Origin of the sequence: Natrinema sp. 1APR25-10V2 (assembly GCF_031626495.1) — an archaeon.
GTDB lineage: Archaea > Halobacteriota > Halobacteria > Halobacteriales > Natrialbaceae > Natrinema.
Genome location: NZ_JAMQOJ010000001.1, coordinates 192123 through 210299, shown reverse-complemented (window position 1 = coordinate 210299; position 18177 = coordinate 192123). Strand labels below are relative to the sequence as shown.

Genomic DNA, 18177 nt, shown 5'->3' with positions numbered 1-18177 from the left:
GCATGCGGTTTCACCGACCTAAAGCCGGCCGAGCCGACCCCTAATATCGCGTTACGGAAACGGACGGTACTGACCACGATCGCAGGCCGCAGCGACCTGGGCCGCGACCGTCGGTAACCCAGCGTAAACGTACCCTCACTAATCGGCGATATCGCGACGCCTGATCGGGATTTCGGCCCTCACCGTTCGGTCGGCGCGTCGTGGGAAGCGCCTAACAAAACCGAACCGGGCCGATCCATCGACCGCTATGGCACTGACCCAGATCGACCACGTCAGCGAGGACGAGGAGATGCAGGAGTGTATCGACAGCTGCTTCGAGTGCGTCCAGGCCTGCGAGTGGTGTGCCGACGAGTCCGCCGACGAGGGCGAGGAGATGGCTGCGTGCGTGCGGCTCTGTCGAGACGTCGCCGACCTGGCGGCCATGCACGCGCGGTTCATGGCCCGCAACTCCGGCTTCAGTTCGGACCTGGCGGCGACGACCGCCGACGCGTGCGAGGAGTGTGCCGACGAGTGCGAACAGCACGACGCCGAACACTGTCAGGTCTGTGCGGACGTCCTCCGCGACTGCGCCGAGACCTGCCGGAACATGGCCTCGGCCTGAGGTCGGCCGCGCGGTTCCCGCTCGAGCAGCGCGCGCCGAACGACCCGACCGCGAGCGTCGCGCTCCACCCCATCGTCGGCGACCTTTCGAATGACTGCCGAGCAGGGAAACGGCCGCAGCGAGTATCGATGGACCGTCTACGAGCGATCCGACTGGCGGAGTCGATTCGCGCGTATCGTTCGCGAGACAGCGCACACGTCGGAGAAATAGACGACTCATGCAGTACAACCCGATCGAAGCGTACGGCGCGATCGGCGACGGGAACACGGTCGCCCTCGTCGGCCGCGACGGGTCGATCGACTGGTGTCCGCTCCCCCACGTCGAGTCGCCGAGCGTGTTCGCCGCCGTGCTCGACGCCGATCGCGGCGGCCGGTTCGCCGCCCGACCGACGGGATCGTTCGAGTCCGTCCAGCGCTACCGCGACCGGACGAACGTCCTCGAGACGGCGTTCCGGACCGCCGACGGCGCGGCGACGGTGACCGACTTCATGCCCGTCGCCGAGGCCGCCGACGCCGAGGACCCCCCGCCCGCCGTCTACCGGAGGGTCGACTGCGAAGACGGCCCTTTCGAGATCGAGATCGAGTTCGACCCGCGGTTCGACTACGCGCGGGACGTGCCCGAGATCGAACCGACCGCCGACGGCGTCGCGGCGCGCGGCGACGACGAACGGGCCGTCCTCTCGAGCGGACTCTCCCTCGAGCCCGCGAGCGACGGCCACGGGGCGAGCGGGACGACGACGCTCGAGGACGGCGAGACGCGCTGGCTGGTGCTGAGCTACGGCGAGGGGATCCCGCTCGAGCCGTCGCGTCACCGGGAGACGCTCGCCGGAACGGTCGATTACTGGCGGGCGTGGACCCACGACTGCGACGAGGGGACGTGTCCCGTCGGCGGTCGGTGGCACGACCTCGCGGTCCGCTCGTCGCTCGTCCTCAAGCTCCTCATTCATCGCGAGAGCGGCGCGGTGTGTGCCGCCCCGACGACCTCGCTGCCGGAAGACCTCGGCGGAGTCCGCAACTGGGACTACCGGTACAACTGGATCCGCGACGCGGCCTTCACCGTCCGGGCGCTCTCCGAACTGGACCACCTCGAGGAGGCCCGATCCTACTTCGAGCTCTGTCTCGACCACTGCCGACGCCACGACCCGGCGGAGATGCCGCCGGTCTACGGCCTCCACGGCGGGAGCGACCTCGAGGAACGCGTCCTCGACCACCTCGAGGGATACCGCGGCTCCGCCCCCGTTCGCATCGGCAACGCGGCGCGGGACCAGCACCAGCTCGACGTCTACGGCGAACTGATCCTCGCGATCTACGAGAGCGTCCGCTACGGCGAACCGGTGACGGCAGACGACTGGACAGTGGTGTGCGACCTCGTCGACTACGTCTGCGACGGCTGGGACGAACCCGACGCCGGCATCTGGGAGATGCGAACCGACGGCGAGGACTTCGTCTACTCGAAGGTCATGTGCTGGACGGCGATCGATCGAGGAATCAAGCTCGCCGAAGCGGCCGACGGCGTCTCGGCCCCGCTCGAGCGCTGGCGGACGGCTCGGGACGACGTTCGGGAGGCGATCCTCGAGCAGGGGTTCAGCGAATCCGAGAACAGCTTCGTGCGGTCGTTCGGCGACGAAGACACGCTCGACTCGGCGAACCTGCTCGTCCCGGTCGTCGGTTTCCTCCCGCCCGACGACGACCGCGTGCGGGGAACGATCGACGCGACGCTCGACCGACTGGCGACCGACGACGGACTCGTCCGGCGGTACGAGGGCGACGACGGCCTCCCAGGGGCCGACAGCCCGTTCGTGGTGAGTTCGTTCTGGCTCGTCACCGCGCTCGCGCTCTCGGGACGGACCGACGAGGCCCGCGACCGCCTCGAGTCGGTCCTCGAGTACGCCAGCCCCCTCGGCCTGCTGGGCGAGGCGGTCGATCCCGAGAGCGGCGAGCAACGCGGCAACTACCCGCAGGCGTACAGCCACATCGGCCTGCTCAACGGCGCGCTCTACCTCGCGGACGCGACCGGCTCTAGCGACGCGTCGACGGCACCGCTCGGGAGCGACGGCGCGGATGGAATCGACTCGAGCGAGGAGATCGTGCGACAGTCGAGCGACAACGAGTGAGAACGAGAGACTATGAGCGACACAGACCGCGACTCGACCGAGGAACCGACCGCCGTGACGACCGACGCGCGTGAGCGCCGCCCGCGGCCCGCCGGCGACGGGGCTGGAGCGGCTGGCACGAACGGAGGCGGTGACGATAGCGGCGGAAACGGCGATGGCAACGGGAACGGCGACGACGGCGACTCGATGCGGCCGGGCGAGATGATGCTCCAGCACCCGACGAAGGAGATCTGGCCGCAGTACGCCGTCATTTCGCTTGGCATCTGGCTCGTCGCGACCGCGCCGGCGCTGGACTACGGGAGCGCGCTGATGGTCTGGAACAGCGTCGTCAGCGGGCTCGTCCTGATCGCGCTGGCCGGACTCACGATCTACCGCGAGAGCGGCTACGCTAACTACGCCAACGGCTTCGTGGGTCTCTGGCTCGTATTCGCGCCGATCGCGTTCTGGGCACCGACGGCGGCGGCCTACGCCAACAGCGGGCTCGTGGGGACGATGGTGATCACGTTCTCGGTCCTGATCGTGATGCGCTCCGAGATGGACGGCCCGACCGTGCCGCCCGGGTGGTCGTACAACCCCTCGACGGGCGCACAGCGCGCCCCGCTGATCGCGCTCGGGATCTTCGGGTTCTTCGCCTCCTGGTACATGGCCGCCTTCCAGTTGGGCTACATCGAGAGCGTCTGGGACCCGCTGTACGAGCCTGGAACTCACGCGATACTGACGTCGAAGGTGTCGAAGGCCTTCCCCGTTTCCGACGCCGGCCTCGGTGCAGTCGCCTACTCCGTCGAGGCGCTGATGGGGTTCATGGGTGACCGGCGGCGCTGGCGGACGATGCCGTGGATGGTCGCCTTCTTCGGCGTCGTCGTGATCCCCCTGGGCTTCGCGCAGGTGCTGCTGGTCATCATGCAACCGATCATGGTCGGCACGTGGTGTACCCTCTGTCTCCTGTCGGCCTTCGGCATGCTCTGGATGATCTCGCTGACCGTCGACGAGGTCGTCGCGATGGGCCAGTACCTCGTCCGGCTGATGCGACAGGGCGACAGCCTCTGGACCGCCTTCTGGATGGGCGGCACGTTCCCCGAAGAGGAGGCCGGCGTCGGCGATGGCGCGATGCGAGAGATCGACGACGCGCCAGCACGCGAGCCGTTCTGGGGCGTCTCGACTCCGTGGACGCTGCTTGGTGTGATGGCGCTGGGTGCGTGGCTCATGCTCTCGCCGACCGTCTTCGGGACGACCGGCTTCATGGCCGACAGCAGCCACCTCGCCGGCTCGCTGATCGTCTCCTTCACCGTGATCGCGACCGCCGAGCCCGCGCGCGCGATCCGGTTCCTGAACGTGCCGCTGGCCGCGTGGGTCGCCGTCGCCCCGTGGCTGTTCGACGGCGTCCCGACGCTCGCCGCGATCAACGCCGGCGTCGCCGGGGCGCTCGTGGTGCTGCTCAGCGTCCCGCGGGGCTCGTTCGAGGACCGCTACGGCGGCTGGGAGGAGTACGCGACCCTCCAGACGTTCGCTCGGCTCAACCCGCTCAGTAGCTAACGATGGCAGGATCCACTGACTCCGAAGTCGTCGTCGTCACGGGCGCATCGGCCGGCGTCGGGCGAGCCACTGCTCGCGCGTTCGCCGAACGCGGCGCGAAGGTCGGCCTCCTCGCGAGAGGCCAGGACGGCCTCGAGGGCGCGCGCGAAGACGTCGAGGACGCGGGCGGCGAGGCGGTCGTCGTTCCGACGGACGTGGCCGACCCCGACGAGGTCGAGACCGCGGCCGAGATCGTCGAGGACGCGTTCGGCCCGATCGACGTCTGGGTGAACGACGCGATGGTCTCGGTGTTCTCGCCGGCCGCGGAGATGACCGCCGACGACTACCGCCGCGTCACCGAGGTCACGTACCTGGGCTACGTTTACGGTACCCAGGCCGCCCTCGAGCGGATGCGTCCCCGCGACGAGGGGACGATCGTCCAGGTCGGCTCGGCGCTCGCGTATCGCGGCATTCCGCTCCAGTCGGCCTACTGCGGCGCGAAACACGCCATCCAGGGCTTCACCGAGTCCGTCCGGACCGAACTCATCCACGACGACTGCGACGTACAGCTCTCGATGGTGCAGATGCCCGCGATGAACACGCCGCAGTTCGAGTGGTCGAAGAGCCGGATGCCGAAACAGCCCCAGCCGGTGCCGCCGATCTACCAGCCCGAGGTCGCCGCTCGGGCGATCACCTGGACCGTCGACTGCGGCAAGGACGAACTATGGGTCGGCCGGTCGACGGTGAAGGCGATCCTGGGCAACCGCCTGATCCCGCGACGGCTCGACAACCTCCTCGCGAGCGGCGGCTACGACTCCCAGCTAACCGACGAGCCGACCGATCCGGACCGGGAGCACAACCTCTACGAGCCGCTTTCGGGCGATTACGGCGCCCACGGCCCCTTCGACGACCGGGCGCGCGACCGGAGCTACCAGCTCCAGGCGTCGATGCACCGGCGCGCGCTGGCACTGGTCGCCGGCCTTGTCGCGGTGGTCGCGAGCGTCGTGTTCGGCCGATACGCGACGGACGATGACTGACAGAGGCGAGCCGTCACCGGCCCCGAAGGGCGACGGGTGCCCGCTCTCGAGCGGTGCAACCGTCGTGCTTTTTACACTCCTGTTCCAACGGATAGCTAACCACTCCAGATGGAACCGACGCACCCTCGCTCGTCTGTCGCCCTCTTCTCGGTGATGCTCGTCGCGGTGCTGGTGACCGGCGGGGTCGCCGGCCCGGCACTGGCGGAGTCCACGCCAGCGGACCCGGCCGAACCGACGACCGCGTCCGATTCGACACCCGCCCTGACTGCCGGTTCGACCGCGGCGACGAACGCGGCGGCCATTCAGGCACAGACCGAGCGTCCCGAGAACCCGACGACCAACGGAACCGTCGGCTACGTCTCGGGCTACTGGTACGACGATCCGTTGCCGGTCGACGACCAGTCGAACGCGGTCGTCGACGAGGACGAACTCGCACCCGTCGTCTACCGGTCGATGGCTCGCGTCGAACTGATCCGCAACAAGACCTTCGAAACGGAGGTCACCGTCGACGTCGTCTCCCGCGAGGAGTTCCGTCGAAACAACGACGGCCGCTTCGGGAACCTCACCGGGGCCGAACGCTTAGAGCAGAACGTCGCGTACGAAGCGCTGTTCATGGTCGACCGGGAGACCGCCGCGACCGACGCGACCGAGTCGTTGTACGGCGGGGCCGTCGACGGTTACTACGACCCCGAAACCGACGAGATCGTCATCGTCTCGGAGAACCCCGAAACGCCCGAACTGAACGAACTCACGCTCGGGCACGAACTCGTCCACGCTCTGCAGGACCAACACTACAATCTGTCGGCACTCGCGGGGACGACTCAGGACCGCGAACTCGCGAAAAACGGGCTAGTCGAGGGCGACGCCAAGCGGGTCGAACTCGAGTACGAGAGCCGCTGTGGGTACGCGTGGAACTGCCTCGAGCCGAGCAGCGAGAACCGCAACCGGCCGTCCGACATCAACTGGGGCATCTACTTCACCGTCTATCAGCCCTACAGCGACGGCCCCGACTACGTCAACCGACTCCGGCATCAGGAACCGGGCTGGTCGGCCGTCGACGCGGCCTACGACGATCCGCCGACGACTACCTCGGCCGTGATCCACGGCACCCAGCGCGAACCGGCGAACGTCTCGGTACCTGACCGCTCGAGCGACGGCTGGCGACAGTTCACCGTCGACGGCGAGCCCGCGAGCGACACCGTCGGTGAGGCCGGCATGGTCGCGATGTTCACCGCCGACGCGTTCGGCTCGAGCCGCGACCCGGTGATCGACCAACGCGCGTTCCTCGCCGACGATCGGGGCTACCAGTACAACCACACCGTTACGAACGGCTGGGCCGGCGACGAACTGGTCGTCTACGCGAACGACGACGACGTCAACGCGAGCACGCTGGCGGCGGCCGGGCGGGCTGGCTACGTCTGGCGCACGCAGTGGCAGTCGGCGACGGACGCCGAGCAGTTCGCCGACGGCTATCTCCAGTTGCTCGAGAGCCACGACGCCGAGCCGGTCGACGGACGGCGCAACACCTTCCGGATCGACGACGGCGGCTACGCCGGCGCGTACGCCATCGAACAGGACGGAACGACGGCGACCATCGTCCGCGCGCCGTCCGTCGACGAACTGTCGAACGTGGAGTCCGGGGCTGCGCCCGAGGGCGAGGACACCCTCGAGCTCTCGGGGAGCGACGGCTCCGACGAGATCCCCGGCTTCGGCCCCCTCGTCGCGACCGGCGTGCTCGCGATCGCGCTGCTCGGTACGGGGGCGCGGATCGCCGTCAATGGACGCCGATCCTGAACGTCACGGAACGCCGGCCGGGTCGAATTCGAAGCCGGACCGGCCTCGAGTTGCGGGACCGAGACGCCTTTCACGCTCTCGCCGAACAGTAGGGCAATGACGCGAACCAGGCTGTTCGCGGTCGTCGCACTGGTCGTCCTCTCGGGGTGTTCGGTTCCCGGCGATACGACCGGATTCGACACCGACCGCGAACTCGGCCACGTCGGCGACTACGCCGCCGACGACACGTTCGCGTTCGACGCGAGCGACGGCCTCACCCGCGAGCAACTCGAGGCCGTCAAGTATCGGGCGATGGCCCGTCTCGAAGTCGTCCGCGGGCTGAAGTTCAGCCGCGACGTGGACCTCGAGGTGCGGAGCCGAGCGGAGTACCGCGCCCAGCGAGCGGCCAGCGCCGGAAACGCCTCCGCGTTTCGGAACGAACTCTGGCGCGGCGCGTTCGTCGTCGACGGCGAGACGGATGTGAGTCAGGCGTTCGACGACCTCTACGGCGACTCCGTACAGGGGTACTACATAAACGACCGGATCGTGATCATCACGGACGACGCCGACGACATCCGGATCGATCGCTGGACGCTGGTCCACGAACTGACCCACGCGCTGCAGGACCAGCAGTTCGGCATCGCCCGCGAGAGCGAGACGATCGACGGCCTGCGGGCCGAGAACGGCCTGCTCGAGGGTGAGGCGAACGTCGTCCCGGAGCGGTACGACCGCCGCTGCGGCGACGAGTGGCAGTGTCTGCCGGATCTGCAGACCGGGACGACCTCGGGCGAGGTGCTCGCCGACCGCCCGTTCAACGTGGGACTCTTCCTCTCGATCTACGTCCCGTACGCCGGAGGCCCGCCGTTCGTCGCCGACCTCTACGAGCGCGACGGCTGGGCGGCCGTCAGTCGCGCCCACGACCAGCCGCCGGCGAGCACCGCCCAGCTGATCCACCCCGACCGCTACCCCGAAAGCGAGCCGGTCGAGGTGGCGATTCCGGACCGCTCGAGCGGTGCCTGGAAGCCGATCGAGGACGGCTCTGACGACGACGGTACCGCCGAGCCCCGCACCGAGACGATCGGCGAGGCGACGCTGTTCGCGACACTGTGGGCCAACGGCGCGATCGACCGGCCGCTCACCGCCGGCGGCACCGATCTCGGGCCGTACAACTACACCCATCCCGCGACGACGGGGTGGGCCGGCGACAGCGTCCGGGTCTATCGGAGCACGTCGGACGCCGATCGGCTCGGACACGTCTGGCGGCTCGCCTGGGAGGACCCGGCCGACGCGCAGGAGTTCGCCGACGCCTACCGCGACCTCCTCGAGAATCGCGGGGCCGAATCGGTCGACGCCGCGAGTACTGTGGGGGCGGATGTCTATCGAATCCCAGACGGCGAACCGTTCGCCGGCGCGTACCGCGTCTCGGTCGGCGGCGAGACGGTCGAGATCGTCGGTGCGCCGAGCGTCGACGATCTTTCGGCGATTCACGCTCCCGGCGGCGAATCGAACGCGACCGTCTCGGGGGCGCTCGAGCCCGCGCCAGCGTCGACGTCGCAGACGACAGCACCCACCACACCGTCGGCCGCGTGACGACCACGTGGACCGGTCCGGAGATCCGGCGCGCGGCAGCAGACGGGTAGCTTTTTTGTTCCCCGGGGGCAACCGGCGATATGTCAAATCCGTTCGGAACCGTTCCCCCTGAGGCGATTCTCGCGGGGGACGCGACTGACGCCTACTTCGAGCGCACCCGGGCCACGCTCGAGCACGCGGGGAAGAATCCCCACGTCGTCGCCGAAGTGACCGCCGACCAGTTCCCGACCGGGGAGTTCGACGTCTTCACCGGCGTCAAAGACGTCGCGACGCTGTTCGAGGGGCGCGACGTCGACGTCGACGCGCTCCCCGACGGGACGCTGTTCGACGGCGGCCCCGTCTGCCGGATCGAAGGTCCCTACCTCGAGTTCGCCGAACTCGAGACCTCGCTGCTGGGGTTTCTGTCCCAGCCGAGCGGCTTCGCGACGGCGGCGCTCGAGACCCGGCTGGCGGCACCCGACTCACTCGTCCTTTCCTTCGGCGCGCGTCACGTCCACCCGTCGATCACGTCGACCGTCGAGCGGGCCGCACTGCTCGCCGGCCTCGATGGGTTTTCCCACGTCGCGGCGGGCGATATTCTGGACCGCGAAGCGGGCGGGACGATGCCCCACGCGCTCATGTTCTGTTTCGGCGAGGGGAATCAGGCCGACGCGTGGACGGCGTTCGACGAGGCCGTCGGCGCGGACGTCCCCCGAATCGCGCTGGTCGACACCTTCTGGGACGAGAAGAGCGAGAGCCTGCTGGCCGCCGAGACGCTCGGCGACGACCTGGACGGCGTCCGCATCGACACCACGAGTTCGCGCCGCGGCGACTTCGAACACATCATTCGCGAGGTCCGCTGGGAACTCGACGCCCGCGGCCACGAGGACGTCGACATCTTCTGTAGCGGCGGGCTGACGCCCGAGACGATCCGCCCGCTGCGCGAGGTCGCCGACGGCTTCGGCGTCGGCAGTCACATCACCGGTGCCGACTCGGTCGACTTCAGCCTCGATATCGTCGAACTGGCGGACGAGCCGGTCTCGAAGCGAGGGAAACTCTCCGGCGTCAAGCAGGTCTACCGGACCCCCGACGGCGGCCACCACGTCGCGCTCGCCGACCGCGACGGTCCGGACGGCGGCGATCCGCTGCTCGAGCCGCTGCTCCGCGACGGCGAGATCGTCCGGGAGTTCGACCTCGAGGAGGCGACCGAGCGCTGTCTCGCGGACGCCGAAGTGGTCGAGTTCGACGACTCGGCACCCTAACGCGTCGGTAGCGCCCGGGCGACGCCGGCTCGAGACGAAAGTCGCGGCCCCCATCCGACAGAAGGAGCCGACAGCTGCAAGACGGAGTCGACGCCGGACTATCAGAACAGGCGCTCGAGATATCGGCGAAAACCGTCAGCAGAATCGCTATCGATATCGATACCGTTAGACTTCTTCGATGCTGCCGTCGGCCTCGCGCTCCCGGAAGACCTGGCCCTCGAACAGCGTGACGACGACGTCGTCGTTCTGCCAGGCACCCGGCGCGAGTTTGGCCTTGCGACAGGTTCGGTCGAGATACTCGCGGGCGCTCCAGCCGTTCTCGACGGGCACCGTCGGGTAGAGCCAGCCGCCCTCGCCCCCGTCGATGGCGACGCCGTGTGTGCCGAGCTCGAGGTCGGCGAGCGGATCGTCGGTGAGCAGTACGTTCTTGACGGTACAGACGGACACCGTGAGGTTCGGCAGCTCCGAGGGGCTAACCTCCGAGCCACAGGAGTCCTCGCTCGCGGCTTCGATCGCCGCGTCGACGATGACGTGACCGAGCTGGTCGCCGGAGCGGTAGCCGCCCGCGCAGCCCCGCAGGCTCCCCCGGCCGCGGGTCGACTCGAGGCGGACGAACGCGCCCGTCCGCTCGTAGAAGGCTTCGCGCATGCTGCCCGGTTGTTCTCGCTGCCCGTGTTGTACGTAGGATTCGACGGATTCACGCGCGAGTTCGACCGCGCGCGCACCGTCCTCGTAGGAAAGGTCGACGCCCTGTCCCTGGGACATACAGAAACACAAGGGAGTAGTCGTCCTAAAACGCTTCCATTCGCTACGGGGATCTTTTTTATGCTCCGATCGGGGGACTTATTCGCCCGACGCGCGTAGAAGAGGTGGGAGAGAGAGCCCGGCTGCCGCGATGATCGAGCCGGCAACGGCGCGATCACCTCCTGTTGGCAACCCCCGGGTTTCCCAACGCACTACCGTGGTCCATCTCCTCGAGATGCGCCACGCTGAAACGTTGCCCGTCCCTCCGGGACGCGCAACGCTCGCGAGGAAAGTCCCCCCACCCGTTCGGGCGGGTGACCGGACGCAAGTCCGGAGCGGGAGACCGCTGGCTCTGGAACAGAAACGACACGTCTCGGCCCGACCGATGATGCGCGCGAACCCGACCGAGAGGAAGGGGAGTTGACCCGCGGAGGGAGGGCGACTCGAAGCGCCGCCGGCGCGAGAGTCGCCGACAGATGAGCGGCGTCCGCCGCGAATCGCGTGCGGTCGTAGAAACGTGGTTCGAAACCGCGGATCGTGTGCGCGGTTCGGAGCGCCACCGGCGCGAGAACCGCGAACTGTGAGACGGTGCGAGCCGTCGAACGTCCCGTCACGATCGACCGCGCGCTGACGGCCGAGGATCGATGGAACGGCGAATCCTCACCGGTGCAAGTCCGCGCCGTGGTAGCCCGAACGCCCCGCGGCGCCGCCGCGGACGGCGCGGACGCTCAGCCGAATGCCGGGCCGAACAGAAGGGGGCTTACTCCTCTCACCCGTTTCGTCCTCGAGAGCGTTAGCGCCGCCGCGAGCGACGCGACCGGCACACGCTAGACCGTCACTACCGCCGACACAGGAGCTTCAGCCAGCTCGAGACGCGCCGTCGTCCTCGGTCGGAGTTCGCGTCACCGTTCGCTGCGCGATCCCGGACCCAGAAGTGAGATGACCAGTCGTCTCGTCGCTGCCGCCGCTGATCGTCGTCTCGCCGTTCGGTCGGACGGTTCTCCGGCCGGTCATCGTCATGCCAGTGCTCGGACTTCTCGTCGTCATCCTCGTCTTCGTCGCAATCCTCGGAGACTGCACGAATCGCGGTCACTCCACCGTCGTCGATGTAGATCGTCCGGTCGGCGACCACACATCGCTCTCCGACGTGGGCGCTGTCCGATCGCGATCTGACCCACTGCTCGCTGCCGTCGTCGATATCGAACGCGACGAGGCAGTTTTCGTACTGGCGACCCTGCAGGCCGAAGCCAACGAGGACCACATCGCAGGCGATCACGGGAACGCCGATGGCGTGGGAGTACTTCCCGACGGACCACCGTTTCTCGCCACTCTCGAGGTCGATCGCGACGAGTTCGTAGCGCGTCACGAAAACCAGCGTGTCGCCGCGGACGGCGACCCGGCGCACACCGCCGTTCCACGTCCCCTCTCGCTCGCCGGTCTCCGAATCGTAGGCCGCGACGACCTCGGACTCCGTTCTGACGACGACCCTGCCGCCCATCGCGACGAGATCGTACAGGTAGTAGTAGTTCGTCCCGATCGTCAGCTTCGGCTCGCCCGTCAGCGGCTCGAGACCGACGATCGTACCCTGCTCGGCGATCGTGAAGACACAACCGTCGGCCGCGACCACGTCGCGCTCGAGCGATCGCTCGACCGTTCGCGCTTCCTCCCAGGGATCGCCGGTCGATAGTTCGACGGCGCTGCGCGTCCACTCGATCGCGCCCGTCTCGCAGTCGATCGCGGTCAGACGCCCCGCAGCGAAGACGTAGCCCATCCCGAAGGCGACCGTCAGCGATCCGACGGTGGCGTCGTCGGCGTCCGCGACCGCGGTCTCCCACCGAACGGCCCCGCTTGCGGCGTCGAGCGCCGTCACGGTATCGCCACAGCCGACGTAGACGGTCCCGTAAGCGACCGTCGGCTGGCCGCTGGCGCCGATTTCCTCGCACTGCCACTCGAGCGTGCCATCCGCGGCGTCGAGCGCACGCACCGTCCCCTCGGTCGACAGATAGACCGTTCCGTCGTCGACGACGGGCAGCGCCTCGGCGTCGGCCGTCCAATCGGTCTCGAGGGAATCGAACGCGAAATCCTCCCCGAATCCGTCCCTGAAGCCGACCGCACCCGTCTGTCCGGGACCTCCCCGTGCCGTCGACCAACCCGCGGCCGCTTCGGGCGGCTGGGACGGCAGCTCGGTCGATCCGCGTCCAGTTCCGGTCGTCGCACCAGCGCCGTTGGCCCCCGCGAGCACCCCACCGGCCACAGCGGCCGTCATGCACCCTTTCAGGAACCGTCGTCTCGTATTCCTACGCATGAATTTCTCGAGTTATGTAACCGGCATTACTATAGATCTGATAATGCGGTCCGGAATCGGGAATTGGGATCGTTCTATTTTTGCAACAGTTGAGTTCTTCAGTTTACGGTCGAAAGTGCGATCGGTTCCGGGCGCTCATCTCCCTAGATTTGCCTCCACAAGAACGCCCAAACGCGCCTGCTCGCTACGCTCGCCGTCGGTGTGGTTGGAAAAACGTCCTGACGGAGTCCAACGCGAACGCAGTGAGCGTTGGGCACGTCAGGGCCGAACGACGAAGCGAGTGCTGAACATCGTGAAGCACTCGCGAGGAGTGAGCGTCCTGACGGAGATTTGAACACGGGAAGACGGTCAGCCTCGCTTCGCTCGGCCGCTGCGACTTCTCTGCTCGAATCTCCGGGAAGTTTCCTGCAGCACGGACTGCTCGCTCTGCTCGCGATATTGTGCTGCAGAGAAACGTCCTGACGGAGATTTGAACTCCGGTCCCTGGCTCCGCAAGCCAAGAGGATAGTCCACTACCCTATCAGGACTCATCTCTTCGTAGCCGCGTCGACATTAAAGCCCTTTCGAAAGGAGCCGGTTGCCGCCCGGCGATTCCTGTCGACCGCCAGTACGGTTCGGACTCGAGCGGCTCCCGTGCTGACGTTTATATACGAGCGGGCGACCAGACGAGGACATGTTCCCTCGCTCGAGTTCCGCCAGTACGCGTCCCCGATGTGTCGGGTTCGCGAAACCGAAATCGACCGATCCGCTGCCCAGCGGGGTGAAAGCCGACGAACGCGGCTCGCCCTCGGGACGCGGAATGGATAACGCTTATGCGCGACCTGCCCATGCCTGAGCATAGAATGAGCGACATCGAGGGCGTATACGAGGACCTCGAGGCCGACGTCTCCCTCGAGGAGTTTCGCGAGGCCGTCGAGGCGAAAGTCGAGCAGATGGGAGGGCTCGCGGACGAGGAGACGGCGGCGATGCTCGTCGCTCACGAGGTCGGCGAGAGCGAGGTCGGCGGCATCGCCGACATCGAGCCCGGCATGGAGGAAGCGAAGTTCGTCGCCAAGGTGCTCTCGATCGGCGAGAAGCGGACCTTCGAACGCGACGGCGAGGACGAGGACGGCCAGGTCGTCAACGTCGAAGTGGCGGACGAGACCGGCTCCGTGCGGGCGGCCTTCTGGGACGACCACGCCGAAGCCGCTATCGAGGAACTCGAGGAGGGACAGGTACTGCGGATCAAGGGCCGACCCAAGGAGGGCTTTTCCGGCGTCGAGGTCAGCGTCGACGACGTCGAGCCCGACGACGACACCGAGGTCGACGTGCAGGTCTCCGATACGTACGCCATCGAGGATCTCTCGCTGGGCCTCTCGAACGTCAACCTCGTCGGCCTGCTGCTCGACACCGACAGCGTTCGGACGTTCGACCGCGACGACGGCTCCGAAGGGAAAGTTTCGAACCTCGTACTCGGCGATTCGACCGGCCGAATCCGCGTAACGCTCTGGGACGAGCAGGCCGACCTCGCGACGGAGTTCGAACCCGGTGTAACCGTCGAAGTGGTCGACGGCTACGTCAAGGAACGCGACGGAACCCTCGAGCTCCACGTCGGCAACCGCGGCGCGGTCGAGGCGGTCGACGAAGAGGTCGAGTACGTCCCCGAGAGCACGCCCATCGAGGACGTCGAGATCGACCAGACGGTCGATCTCGCCGGCGTCGTCCGCTCGGCCGACCCGAAACGGACGTTCGACCGCGACGACGGCTCCGAGGGGCAGGTTCGTAACATCCGCGTGCAGGACGCGACCGACGACATCCGCGTGGCGCTGTGGGGCGAAAAAGCCGACATCGACGTCGGCCCGGGCGACGAGGTCGCGCTGGGCGACGTGGAAATCCAGGACGGCTGGCAAGACGACCTCGAGGCGTCGGCGGGCTGGCAGTCGACGATCACAGTGCTGGAGTCCGATTCGGCCGACACGGACGCTGCCGGCGGCGAGGACGGCTCGAGCGACGAGAACGCAGGTCTGTCGGCGTTCGCCGGTGACGATGGCGGCAATGGCAACGACAGTTCGGACGGCGAGACGGCCGGCAGTGGAGACGACTCGAGCGGCGATGGCGACGAGACCGTCGGCGCCGACGCCGACTCGGACGACCCGTCGGACGGCGAGGAACTCGAGTTCACCGGCGTCGTCGTCCAGGCCGGCGATCCGCTCGTTCTCGACGACGGCGAGACGACGATGAGCGTCGCGACCGACGCCGACGTCGGGCTCGGCGAGGAGGTAACCGCCAGAGGGATCGTCCGCGACGGCCGTCTCGAGGCAAACGACGTGTTCTGACGGCGCGAGCAACCTCATTGTCCACCTAGGAAAAGCGTTAAGGGAGTTAGCTTCGCCTATGATTATATGAACGTCGAACTCCCGTTCGCCCCGGTGGATACGATCATCCGGCGGAACGCGGGCGATCTTCGGGTGAGTGCCGACGCGTCGAAGGAACTCGCAACGCGGATTCAGGAACACGGGAGCGAACTCGCGATCGACGCCGCCGAGGAAGCGACGGCGGACGGGCGCAAGACGCTGATGGCCCAGGATTTCGGCGTCGAGCGCGTCGTCGACAAGGACGACCTCGAGCTCCCGGTCGCGCCGGTCGATCGCATCGCCAGGCTGGAGATCGACGATCGCTATCGCGTCTCGATGGACGCCCGCGTTGCCCTGGCCGACATCCTCGAGGACTACGCGGACAACGTCGCCCGGGCGGCCACCATCCTCGCACACCACGCCGACCGGCGGACGATCACCGACGACGACATCGAGACGTACTTCTCGTTGTTCGAGTGAGCAAATGCAGTTCGGCTACAGCGAGACCTGTCTCGCACACGACCCCGGTTCGCGCCATCCCGAGTCGCCGGACCGGCTACGGGCGATCCGGGAGCGACTGAAGCGGAAACACGGCGTCGAGTACGTCGAGGCCGACCCCTGTGACGTGGACGCGATGGCGGCCGTCCACGACCGGGAGTACCTCGAGTCCGTCCGGGAGTTCTGTGCCGAGGGCGGCGGAAACTGGGATCCCGACACGGCCGCCGTCGAGGCCACGTGGGACGCGGCGTGTCAGAGCGCCGGCCTGGCCTGCTGGGCCGCCGAGGAAGCGCTCGAGGGGGCGACGGGCCGTGAAACGCCGTTTTCGATCGGCCGACCGCCGGGCCACCACGCCGTCTACGACGACGCGATGGGGTTTTGCTTCGTCAACAACGTCACCGTCGCCGCCCAACACGCGCTCGATCACGACGAGTACGACGTGGACTCGGTTGCGATCGTCGACTGGGACGTCCACCACGGCAACGGCACCCAGGACATCTTCTACGATCGGGGCGACGTCTTCTTCGTCTCGCTCCACGAGAAGGGGCTCTACCCCGGCACCGGTGCCGTCGACGAGACCGGCGAAGGGGAAGGCGAGGGGACGACGATGAACGTCCCGATGCCCGCCGGCACTGACGACCACGAGTATCTGGCCGCCATCGAGGGACCGGTCACCGCCGCGTTGACCGAGTTCGACCCCGACCTGCTCCTGATCAGCGCCGGCTTCGACGCTCACCGCCACGATCCGATCTCGCGGATCCGTCTCTCGACGGAAGCCTACGCGCTGATGACCGATCGGATGCGATCGCTGGCCGACGACACAGACGCCGCGCTGGCCTTTGTTCTCGAGGGGGGCTACGGACTCGACGTCCTCGCCGACAGCGTGGCGATCGTCCACGAAACCTTCGACGGGCGCGAACCGATCGAACCCGACGACGAGCCCGGCGAGAAGGCCGAATCAGCCCTCGAGGACGTGCTCGAGGCGCACGACCTCGACGCGGAGCTGTAGAGCGAGCGGCGCGCGGGCTCAGGGACGGGGCTCGAAGTAGGTCGCGAGTTCACTCCCGAACTCCGCGAGCAACGCCGTGATCTCCTCGCCGACCAGCACCTCGTAGCCGTCTTCGAGCGCCGTCTCGACGTGCGCACCGAGGCCGACGTCGAAGAGCCGGTCGCTCTCGAGGAACGCGCGAGCGGTGGTGAACTCCCGGTCGCGCTCGGTGACGTAGCGGTCGCCCTCGATGAAGGGGCCGTAGGCGTCGGGGTCGTCGACGTAGGCGTCGTAGAAGCCGGTCGCGTGGTGGCGGACGGAGACCGGCGGCCCCTCGTGGCGTTCGACGGCGGGGCGCTCGCTGACCGCGAGTTCCGCGAGGACGACGGCCGTCCCGTCGGCGATGGTCGTCGCGCGGAACACGTCGAATCCGCGGTCGTCCAGCCCCTGGGTGATGCCCGCGAGCGACTTTCGAAGCTGTGGATAGAGCTGATCCTCGACGAGTTCCGGCGCGTCGAACCGGACGGCGACGGGCGTGGTCCCCCGGCGCTCGAGGTGAGCGTGCAGTTCCGATTCGGAAAGCGGGTCCGGGTCATCGGGTTCGAAGACATCGGTGGAGGGTGCATCGAGAAACGCGCGAGCGTAGTGCTGGAAGCGAGCGACGTTGGCCGGAGAGCAGACCGCGGCGACGTTTCGCTCGGGGTCAGTGGGGTCGATGACGACCAGCGGATCCGCGAAGCTCGCGCGGCCGTGGTCCTCGGGGTCGAGTTCGACCGGCGGCTGCCAGTCGGCCGCGGCCTCGAGCAGCGGCCGGAAGCCGCCGTACTCGCAGACGAGCAGTTCGGTGAGGTAGCCGCTGAAGCCCCGCGTCCGGAGGTCGCTGCCGTAGACGCCGATCCCCGTGAGGAACTGTTTCGTCACCCTGACGTCGGCGGCTAGCCCGTCGTCGAGTCGCTCCTGGAGGTATCGCGTGTGGAACGGCGTCCGATCGACCGCCGAGCGGATCTCCGTGGCCGACTCGAGCCGAAAGCAAGGGACGACGTCGACGTCGAACCCCTCGACGGTGCCTTTGACGTAGGGGTGTTCGGCGTATTCCTCGTGACCCGCGGGCAGCGTCGCGTGGCCGACCTCGAGGCCGTACGTCTCGAGCGTCTCGCGGTCGAGATCTGGCGGGAAACGAACGAAGATATCGATGTCGCGGTCGCCGCTGATCCACGTATCGCGGGCCGTCGAGCCCACCTGTAGCACGTCGGCGTCGGCACACCGGTCGGTCGCGGCGCGTTCGGCACGATCGATGAGCCGATCGGCGACCTCGCGGAGCCGTGTGCGCTCGTCCTCGTCGGGGGTAACCGCGGTCCGAACGTCGGCGACGACTCGCTCGAGTTCCCGCGTCTCTGACTCGTCGCTGTCGGCGTCCTCCTCGCTCATCGCGTGGGTGTACT

Annotated in this window: 13 protein-coding genes, 1 tRNA gene and 1 other RNA gene; 11 read left to right on the top strand and 4 right to left on the bottom strand. The window is 67.9% G+C overall.

The window, feature by feature from the left end; all coding sequences use genetic code 11:
* Positions 1 to 247 precede the first annotated feature (247 nt).
* The 7 genes from NDO75_RS01085 (at position 248) to NDO75_RS01055 (ending at position 9867) form a co-directional block, all read left to right on the top strand.
* Positions 248 to 601 (top strand): four-helix bundle copper-binding protein, encoded by a 354-nt coding sequence (locus tag NDO75_RS01085; protein ID WP_310904247.1) that lies wholly within the window; start codon positions 248 to 250, stop codon positions 599 to 601.
* 217 nt (positions 602 to 818) lie between these two features.
* Positions 819 to 2714, top strand: a complete 1896-nt coding sequence (locus NDO75_RS01080) for a glycoside hydrolase family 15 protein (RefSeq protein WP_310904246.1) — start codon at positions 819 to 821, stop codon at positions 2712 to 2714.
* 12 nt (positions 2715 to 2726) lie between these two features.
* Positions 2727 to 4247 carry a vitamin K epoxide reductase family protein gene (locus NDO75_RS01075; protein WP_310904245.1) on the top strand — a complete coding sequence of 507 codons (1521 nt, stop codon included), beginning with the start codon at positions 2727 to 2729 and terminating at the stop codon, positions 4245 to 4247.
* Positions 4248 to 4249: 2 nt separating this feature from the next.
* Positions 4250 to 5263, top strand: a complete 1014-nt coding sequence (locus NDO75_RS01070; RefSeq protein WP_310904243.1) for an SDR family oxidoreductase — start codon at positions 4250 to 4252, stop codon at positions 5261 to 5263.
* A gap of 108 nt (positions 5264 to 5371) precedes the next feature.
* Positions 5372 to 7057 (top strand): Hvo_1808 family surface protein, encoded by a 1686-nt coding sequence (locus NDO75_RS01065; protein WP_310904241.1) that lies wholly within the window; start codon positions 5372 to 5374, stop codon positions 7055 to 7057.
* Between the two features lie 96 nt (positions 7058 to 7153).
* The gene (locus tag NDO75_RS01060) at positions 7154 to 8626 is read left to right on the top strand and encodes an Hvo_1808 family surface protein (protein WP_310904240.1); all 1473 of its coding nucleotides are present in this window, start codon (positions 7154 to 7156) and stop codon (positions 8624 to 8626) included.
* An 80-nt stretch (positions 8627 to 8706) separates the two neighbouring features.
* Positions 8707 to 9867 (top strand): nicotinate phosphoribosyltransferase, encoded by a 1161-nt coding sequence (locus tag NDO75_RS01055; RefSeq protein WP_310904239.1) that lies wholly within the window; start codon positions 8707 to 8709, stop codon positions 9865 to 9867.
* Between the two features lie 165 nt (positions 9868 to 10032).
* Here the strand turns inward: NDO75_RS01055 and NDO75_RS01050 are convergent, their stop codons facing one another.
* The gene (locus NDO75_RS01050; RefSeq protein WP_310904238.1) at positions 10033 to 10632 is read right to left on the bottom strand and encodes a TIGR00296 family protein; all 600 of its coding nucleotides are present in this window, start codon (positions 10630 to 10632) and stop codon (positions 10033 to 10035) included.
* 106 nt (positions 10633 to 10738) lie between these two features.
* On the opposite strand from NDO75_RS01050, the gene rnpB reads away from it, so the two are divergent.
* An RNA gene (gene rnpB, locus NDO75_RS01045) (RNase P RNA component) lies at positions 10739 to 11386 on the top strand.
* A gap of 63 nt (positions 11387 to 11449) precedes the next feature.
* Here the strand turns inward: rnpB and NDO75_RS01040 are convergent.
* The gene (locus NDO75_RS01040; RefSeq protein WP_310904237.1) at positions 11450 to 12877 is read right to left on the bottom strand and encodes a PQQ-binding-like beta-propeller repeat protein; all 1428 of its coding nucleotides are present in this window, start codon (positions 12875 to 12877) and stop codon (positions 11450 to 11452) included.
* A 493-nt stretch (positions 12878 to 13370) separates the two neighbouring features.
* Positions 13371 to 13443: transfer RNA gene (locus NDO75_RS01035), tRNA-Arg, on the bottom strand.
* Between the two features lie 315 nt (positions 13444 to 13758).
* Here NDO75_RS01035 and NDO75_RS01030 point away from each other — a divergent pair.
* The 3 genes from NDO75_RS01030 to NDO75_RS01020 all read left to right on the top strand — a co-directional run bounded on the left by NDO75_RS01030 (position 13759) and on the right by NDO75_RS01020 (position 16756).
* Positions 13759 to 15231, top strand: a complete 1473-nt coding sequence (locus NDO75_RS01030) for a single-stranded DNA binding protein (protein WP_310904236.1) — start codon at positions 13759 to 13761, stop codon at positions 15229 to 15231.
* Between the two features lie 66 nt (positions 15232 to 15297).
* Positions 15298 to 15729 (top strand): histone, encoded by a 432-nt coding sequence (locus tag NDO75_RS01025; RefSeq protein WP_310904235.1) that lies wholly within the window; start codon positions 15298 to 15300, stop codon positions 15727 to 15729.
* Between the two features lie 4 nt (positions 15730 to 15733).
* A complete protein-coding gene (locus NDO75_RS01020) occupies positions 15734 to 16756 on the top strand; it encodes a histone deacetylase (RefSeq protein ID WP_310904234.1) in 1023 nt (340 codons plus the stop codon).
* An 18-nt stretch (positions 16757 to 16774) separates the two neighbouring features.
* Here NDO75_RS01020 and cca read toward each other — a convergent pair whose 3' ends face one another.
* Positions 16775 to 18163: a CCA tRNA nucleotidyltransferase gene (cca, locus tag NDO75_RS01015; protein WP_310904233.1), complete on the bottom strand. Its 1389-nt coding sequence runs from the start codon at positions 18161 to 18163 to the stop codon at positions 16775 to 16777.
* Between the last annotated feature and the right edge of the window lie 14 nt (positions 18164 to 18177).